Here is an 8,449-nt window from a genome sequence, read left to right on the forward strand (position 1 = left end):
AGTCCCTGAAACCATATATTCAAATGTCTTTGAAGGGAAGGAATACATTGTATATTGATCTACTGGATTTCTTGCATTAACTAATAAAGTAGCTCTTTTTTCATATTCAAAAACTTCGGCCCTTGATTTGAAGCCAAAATATTTTACTCTTTTATCTTTTATAGCTAGATTCTCAATATATTCTCTCATATCCCCATCACCAAAAAGCCATAGTTCAAGTTCATTATCTTCTATTTGTTCAAAAGCATCTAAAATATTTTTCACACCATATTCAAAGGCCAATGTACCTGCATACATAATCGCTTTACTCTTTGGTAAAGGTGATAAATCTAAATCATTATTAAAAATACCTTCCAAAACTATATATGGTTTACCTGATAAATTTACCTTTTTATTCATTGGTTCTGTAAATAAAACATAGCCATCATAATTCTGTTCAATATAATCTACTAGCCTCTTATAAGTGGAAAGAACATTTTTCTTTATCCAATGCATTTCTTTTTGTCGATTATTATTCATTATATCGCTTGAAAGATCTGTAAAAATGTTTACTCGCTTTATTCTCAATAACTTTGAAGCTATATAGATTCCGAGGGAAAGAGGTGTGTAATTAAATGGTGTCAAAATAACTTTTTCTTTATCTTTAAAGTTTTTCAGACTCCATTTTAAGGTCAAATATACTCCCTGAACCACAGAATATATCTCCTTAATAAGTGGTAAATTAATATTGGATAAATAACGCACCGTATTTTTATCATTTAACCACTTTTTTCTTTTTTTAAACTTTAAAAATCTTCCCTTAGGATAATATTGCTCTTGGTAAAGGTAATATATTTCCATATCAACATCTTTACTCTCTAAAATTCCATTTACTAATGCTTTTTCAAAGGAATATTGTGCAACGCTTGAAGGAAGTCCCTTGGCATTAGATATTGACTCAAACCACTCTTTATCACAAAGACTACCAAAATATAAAATTTTCATTTTCCACACCTATACATCTATAATTTTTATTCTTCATAATTCAATTAACAATTATTTTTTAACAAGAACCTTCTATAGCATCAATTATTCTTCTAGAATTATTTCTTCTGTACTCAAATTCAGAGGCAATATAATACTCAGCCTGACCTTGTAGATACTCATACATTAGTAAACTTAATTCTTTTGCATTAAAAGTATCAAAGAATTTTGCATTTTTATATTCAGCAAGCACCTCTTTTGAAAAAGGTTCATCTGCCGCAATTATAATTCCCTCACATCTTCTCGCTTCAAGCATAGGCATGCCAAAGGTTTCAATATAAGAAGGAAAAAGTAAGATTGACTTAGTATATAATTCAAATACTTCTTCTCTTGTTTTTTCCCCCGTAAACCGAATAGGCAGACGTTGACTTTGCACTTCCTTATATACATCTGCAATATACTGATTCTCGTCCCCTCTTAATGTAAATATTACTTCATAATTCAAATTCGTTAAATTTTTCAAATGCTTACAAGCTTCTACAATAACCCTATGATTTTTATATATATGTGCGCTCGCAGGATAGAAAAACGTTGATAGTGCTTTTTCATTAGGCTCAAAATGCTTTAATCTGCCTATATTTATAGTCGGTGGTATAACTTCAATTTTATTATCTAAAACCTGAGCTTTTTGTGCACATTTTTTTTTCATCCATTGTGTTTGAACAATTACTTTATTCGCTTTCCTAATAGAACTGATTATATTACGCCCTATGATATTTTGATATACCCAGAACAACCCATTTTCTTTAACGGAAAATTTATAATCGACAAATGGTAAAGATTGATGAACATAAAGAATTTGTTCACACTTTGTATGTGGGACTGTAATATTTTGAAATGAAATTACTTTATCAATTCTATATTCTTTAACTAGTTTTGGTGCTATAAAGTGATCAAAATATAAGCGATGTCCCCAGCCTTTTTTAATCCATGGAAAATTAAGGACTTTTATATTATCAGTTTCTGCTAGCTTCGGTGTACTTAATACAAAAAACCAATTAATATTTACACTGCTGTTTTCAACTACTTCATTATAAAAATCATTTAAAATAGATAATGCTCCACCATTTTCTGCTGGAACATCAAAAACCATAATATTCATACTACTAATCCTTTCCCTAAGCAATTTTATTGATAACTTCAGGGAAAATTTTAATAAATTCCACTCCTATATTTAGAAATTATCCCTTAAATAAGCATAAATCTATTAGCCATCTTCCAAGATGATATAATAATTTTAAAATATCAATTAAAATAAAAGAAATACTTCTCACACAATTACATAGCTCAACTACATAAATCCCAACTCATCTATAAAGGAGTTGGGATTTAAATTTGGTTATAAACTTTAAATAATAAACATTTTAAAACCCAAGAAAACTTACTAATACCAACGGTTTTAATATAAAAAGTTATACATAATAGGAGTTTATTATTTACCCCATACAATTCGATTAACATAGTCTGTATATGAAAGAATTATTCTAAGCACTTTATCCGATACATTTGGCATACTGTAATCCCCTACAAGCCTTAATGTGTTTTTTTCTTGACTTTCTAGTACTTCTAATCCTTGAAGAATGCGATCTTTTGTTAAACCCACCATCATAACAGATGCTTCCTCCATTGCTTCTGGTCTTTCATGTGCTTGTCTTATATTGAGTGCCTTAAAACCAAGAATTGAGGATTCCTCACTAATAGTGCCACTGTCACTAAGGACTGTTTTTGATTTGATTTGAAGTTTCACATAATCATTGAATCCTAATGGCTTCAAAGTTCTTACTAACGGATTAAATTTAACTCCTTTCGTATCAATCATATTTTTAGTCCTTGGATGTGTACTTACAATTACAGGCATATTATACTTTTCTGCAATTGCATTTAGACTATCTACTAAATCAAAGAAATTAGTTTCCGAATTGATATTTTCTTCCCTATGAGTAGATACTACAAAATATTTATCCTCTTCTAGCCCTAATCTTTCTAATACATCTGAGTTCTCAATATCATTTTTCCTTGAATTTAAAACTTCAAACATTGGACTTCCTGTTTTAATAACTCTATCTGCCGGCATTCCTTCTCGTAATAAATATTCCCTTGCAATATCACTATAGGTTAAATTAATATCAGCCGTATGATCTACGATTTTTCTATTAGTTTCCTCAGGCACCCTTTGATCAAAACATCTATTCCCTGCTTCCATGTGGAAAATTGGAATATGTCTCCTTTTGGCTGCAATTGCACATAAGCAACTATTTGTATCGCCTAGAACTAAAAGTGCATCTGGTTCCACTTCCTCCATAATAGGATCAATCTTCACTAGTATATTCCCAATAGTTTCCACAGCAGTCCCAGTTGCCGCATTTAAAAAATAATCAGGTTTCTTTAATTTAAAATCAGTAAAAAATACTTCGTTTAACTCATAATCATAATTTTGTCCTGTATGAACAAGAATATGTTCCACTGCATTCGATTCCTCTAACTTGTTAATGACAGCTGATAACCTTATAATCTCAGGTCTTGTGCCAACAACCGTCATAACTTTTAATTTTTTCATCAACTATACCTCCAAAAAATAAGTATCTGGTTTTTCCGGATCAAAACATTCGTTTACCCACATTACTGTAACAAGATCATTTTCTCCTACATTTACAATTGAATGTGTATATCCAATTGGTATATCAACAACTTGTAATTTTTCTCCACTCACTCGATATTCAATAATATCATCTGAATCTATATTTCTAAATCGTACTAAACCTTCACCACTCACTACTAAAAACTTCTCATTTTTAGTATGATGCCAATGATTCCCTTTGGTAATTCCTGGTTTTGATATATTTATAGAAACTTGCCCGCGCTCAGGTGTTCTAATGAACTCAGTAAATGACCCTCTATGATCACTGTGCATTTTTAAATCATAAACAAACTTATCTTCTGGTAAAAAACTTAAATATGTACTATAAAGTTTTTTAGTTAAAGCATCTCCCATATTTGAAATACTTAAATTCTCTCTACCTTCTTTAAAGCTTTTGATAACATTAGCTAACTCACCAAGTTTAATGTTATGCGTTACAGGCACAAAACAATAATCATCCTGTATAGTTGGGGTATGATTCAAAGCTTTAAAAAATTCCTCCAACACATCATCTATATAGCAAAGATTCAGTTCTACATCTGGATTATTCACTTGAATATCTAACCCTCTAGCAATATTATGACAAAATGTAGCTACCACCGTATTGTAATTAGGTTTACTCCACTTTCCAAATAAATTCGGAAGCCTATATATATAGGCCTTACTACCAGTTTCTTTAGCGTATTCAAATAATAGCTCTTCACCAGCTTTTTTACTTTTCCCATAGGGATTATTATTTTCTGCCTGAATAGATGAGGTAATGAGTACAGGAGCCTTATTAACAGATTCCTTTAATAAGTTTAGCAACTGAGATGTAAAACCAGCATTGCCCTCCATAAACTCATTTTCATCCTTTGGTCTATTAACACCCGCTAAATGAAAAACAAAATCACATTCTTTTGTATATCTCTCAAGTAGTGTAATATCATCTTCTCTAGAAAATTCAAATATATCTTTATATCCCTGATTTTTAAGTTCGGCAACAAGGTTTTTTCCAAGGAAGCCCTTTGCACCTGTAACAAGAATTTTCATTAATTATCCCCTCCCCTCTAATTCATTGTATAAACTTTCAATTTATTCCATTCTTCAAGTTCCTTTTGTACATAATCTAATTCTAATAATTTTTCTTTAATTTGTTCAATATCAAGAATTTGTGTATTATCTGAATTATATTCCTCAACAGTCGTAAGTTTTTGATTTCCCTCTTCAAAATATTTATCGTAGTTAAGATCTCTTCGATCAGCAGGAACCCTAAAGAAACCTCCTAAATCTTCCGCTACCACGTATTCTTCCTTTGTTAACAATGTCTCATAGCGCTTTTCTCCATGACGTGTACCAATTACTTTAATTTCGTTATCAACATTAAATAATTCCTTTACAGCCTGAGCAAGATCACCAATAGTACTTGCAGGAGATTTTTGAACCATAATATCCCCAGCTACAGCATTTTGAAAAGCAAATACTACTAATTCTACAGCCTCTTCTAGACTCATTAAGAATCTTGTCATATTAGGATCTGTTACCGTTAAAGGTTGCCCTTTTTTAATTTGTTCTATAAATAGTGGAATAACTGATCCACGTGAAGCCATAACATTACCGTATCTCGTACCACAAATAAGTGTGTTTTCTGGAGATACTGTTTTTGATTTTGCAACAAATACTTTTTCCATCATTGCTTTTGAAATACCCATTGCATTAATCGGATAAGCTGCTTTATCTGTAGATAAACAGATAACTTTTTTCACATTATATTCTATAGAAGCCGTCAATACATTATCTGTACCTATAATGTTAGTCTTTACTGCTTCTAGTGGGAAGAACTCACATGAAGGAACCTGTTTTAATGCAGCTGCATGGAAAACATAGTCTACACCATGCATAGCATTTTTAACACTTGCTAAATCTCTTACATCTCCTAAGTAAAATTTCAATTTCTCATTGTTATAAAGTTTTCTCATATCATCCTGTTTTTTTTCATCACGTGAAAAAATACGAATCTCTTTTATATCAGTATCTAAAAATCTTTCCATTACTGCATTACCAAAAGAACCTGTTCCACCAGTTATTAATAAACATTTATCCTTAAACAATATAATGACCTCCATCTAATTATCTTTAAAATACCCTTTGATTTATTCTTCTAGAGTTTCGCCTTATTTATTGCTTCAATTATCATATGATGGTACATATCTGAACAAATTTTTCTATCATATAAATCTTCAAATATTTTTCTAGCGTTAATACTCGCTTCCTCTAACCCCTCCTTATTACTCATATATTTCATAATTAGTACTTTTAATTTCTCTGCCTCTCCCTGCATAACACTCCCACCAGCATTATATTCTCGTAGATTTTTAGCAATATCAGTTTTATCTGACATTATAGCTAACACCGGCTTACCTGCAGCCAAATAGCCATACGTTTTACTGGGGACTCCGATACCCTCAATCCCTTCTGCCAAGCTAACTAAACAAACATCAGATATTTTTAAGATATCAATATAGTCTGATCCTAATAAAAAACCGTCTATCTTAGCATTCCTTATTTCATTAGAATTTAAATACTCTTTAACATAGCTCACCTTATTACCATGTCCAGTAAAGATAAATAAAATATCTTCACGATTCTTTAACATAGATATACATTCCAGGATTGTATCCATATCCTGCGCGGTTCCCATATTACCACTATACAGTACAATGAATGGCCATTTTTCTCTTAGATCTTTAAATTCCTCGTTAAAAACAATATCATTATCTGTAATTTTATTATCACTATACCAATTTGGGATAACCTTAATTTTTTCCTCTTCACTAACCAGTCCTTGTTCAAGCATATAATGTTTCATTTCATTTCCCAATGCAACTACACTTGATGCATATCCATATACTCTTTTATTAATACTCTTCATTAATTTTTCGATAAATCCATCCTTTTTTATCGCTCCAAGTTTTAGAGCATTATCTGGGTAAATATCAAATGCCACAAAAATAAATTTTGTCTTTGTAATACGAGATATTAAATATGGTATTAGTGGCAATATAGGTGGATTAGAATATACCAACACACACTCATATTTAAATAGACTTGGAAACCTTAATAACATCGACATAAAAAATGAAAAGAAATTAGCAATCCTTCCTATCTTAGACTTATTATTAAACTCTGTATATTTAACTCTAGATATATTAATGCCTTTGTATTGCTCCTTTTTTGGCACTTCTTTTCCTTCATAGTACTCCTTAGGATAACCACAAAGAATATCTACTGAAAGTCCTTTTCCAATTAAGTCTTCTGCTAAATCTGTTGGTAACGTAGCAGATGAAACATATTCTGGGTAAAAATATTGGCACATTATCAATACATTTTTCTTCAAACTTCAGCACCTATTTCTATATTTTTTCACAACGTTTAACTGACTCGACTAAATCAACAACGCAATATTTACAGTCGCTATAATTAGATAATTTCGAATCAATTGTTAAATTCCCAAAGACCTTGTTAATAACCTTAATACGTACTGCTAATAGATTAATACCCAAAGACAAAATTTTTGATAAATACATATTCTTTTTCTTTTCCTTTGCAATTAACCTGACTAAATATGATGTATTAATATATTCTTGATTTTGTGGAAAAAACAATCCATGGTCTTGATTATCAATTAATAACCTTATAAATTCAGATAAATTATCTATAAAAATCATACTTCTGTTGTTATTTATCGCTGGAAACACTGGTGTCTTTTCTGTAATCCACCTTAATTGCCCGTAATTCCCTGGACAATTAGGTCCGTAAATCATAGGAACTCTTAAAATTGCAACTTTAAAGTTCTCATTTTGAATTTTTTCAAGCAGTTGTTCGGCTTCAAGCTTACTTTTACCATAAAAGCTATTTGGACAACACAGTGTATCCTTATTAATCATAACCTCTTTGCCAACCGTTCCAACAAGACCATATACAGAAAGGGTACTCATAAATATGAATTGTTTTATTCCTGCATTCTTAGCTTTATTAGCTAATTCTATAGTTAAATCCCTGTTTACCTTATAATAAAGTTCTTCCATTTCAGGTTTTTCCTTCTGATGAACAATTGCAGCTACATGAAAAACCACATCGTATAAAGAAAAATCTTTATCTTTCCACTCTTCATTTCTTAAGGAAACAAAATCAATTAAATACTTATCGGGCCATTGCAAAAGCCATTTCTCCAAACTTCTACCAGCATAGCTGGTGTTGCCTGTAATCAATATCTTCATCTAATTATCCCCAACTTAAATTATAAAATTATTTTCTAGCTCCTTCTTTAACTCCATCACTCTTTGCTACACTGACTACTGTTTTCAAAAATACCTTAACATCAAGCAAAAAACTAATCTTCTGAGCATATTCACCATCGAGACTAGCCTTTACATCAATTGGTAGCTCATCTCTTCCATTAATTTGTGCCCAACCTGTCAAACCAGGAAGAATATCATTTGCTCCATGTTTATCACGCTCTTTTATCAAATCATACTGATTCCAAAGTGCTGGTCTAGGACCAACTATACTCATTTCTCCCTTAATAATATTTAAAATTTGTGGTAATTCATCCAAACTTGTTTTCCGTAAAAATTTACCTAATTTCGTAATATAAACCTCTGGATTTTCTAAAAGGTGTGTCGGCGTATCCTTCGGTGTATCTATTCTCATTGTCCTGAATTTTAAAATATAAAATTCCCTTTTCTCTTTTCCAATTCGACGTTGCTTAAATAACACTGGTCCCTTAGAATCGATCTTTATACAAAC

Annotated in this window: 8 protein-coding genes; all 8 read right to left on the reverse strand. The window is 31.0% G+C overall.

The window, feature by feature from the left end:
- The coding region (locus ACQGSG_RS23870; protein ID WP_426948176.1) for a glycosyltransferase at positions 1–984 on the reverse strand (984 nt) is incomplete at its 3' end.
- A gap of 58 nt (positions 985–1,042) precedes the next feature.
- Positions 1,043–2,125, reverse strand: coding sequence for a glycosyltransferase (locus tag ACQGSG_RS23875; protein WP_001024417.1), 1,083 nt, complete (start codon positions 2,123–2,125; stop codon positions 1,043–1,045).
- Positions 2,126–2,455: 330 nt separating this feature from the next.
- A complete protein-coding gene (gene wecB, locus ACQGSG_RS23880; RefSeq protein ID WP_000734429.1) occupies positions 2,456–3,580 on the reverse strand; it encodes a non-hydrolyzing UDP-N-acetylglucosamine 2-epimerase in 1,125 nt (374 codons plus the stop codon).
- A 3-nt stretch (positions 3,581–3,583) separates the two neighbouring features.
- The gene (locus ACQGSG_RS23885; RefSeq protein WP_000699353.1) at positions 3,584–4,693 is read right to left on the reverse strand and encodes a capsular polysaccharide biosynthesis protein CapF; all 1,110 of its coding nucleotides are present in this window, start codon (positions 4,691–4,693) and stop codon (positions 3,584–3,586) included.
- A gap of 17 nt (positions 4,694–4,710) precedes the next feature.
- Positions 4,711–5,751: a polysaccharide biosynthesis protein gene (locus ACQGSG_RS23890; RefSeq protein WP_000471739.1), complete on the reverse strand. Its 1,041-nt coding sequence runs from the start codon at positions 5,749–5,751 to the stop codon at positions 4,711–4,713.
- Positions 5,752–5,801: 50 nt separating this feature from the next.
- Positions 5,802–7,037: a glycosyltransferase family 4 protein gene (locus ACQGSG_RS23895; RefSeq protein ID WP_426948179.1), complete on the reverse strand. Its 1,236-nt coding sequence runs from the start codon at positions 7,035–7,037 to the stop codon at positions 5,802–5,804.
- Between the two features lie 16 nt (positions 7,038–7,053).
- On the reverse strand, positions 7,054–7,920 hold the full coding sequence (locus ACQGSG_RS23900) for an NAD-dependent epimerase/dehydratase family protein (RefSeq protein ID WP_000697853.1): 867 nt from the start codon (positions 7,918–7,920) through the stop codon (positions 7,054–7,056).
- Between the two features lie 28 nt (positions 7,921–7,948).
- On the reverse strand, positions 7,949–8,449 hold a 501-nt coding region (locus ACQGSG_RS23905), incomplete at its 5' end, for a sugar transferase (protein WP_426948181.1).

This window comes from Bacillus sp. GMa5/1, from assembly GCF_050172015.1.
GTDB classification, from domain to species: Bacteria; Bacillota; Bacilli; order Bacillales; family Bacillaceae_G; genus Bacillus_A; species Bacillus_A cereus.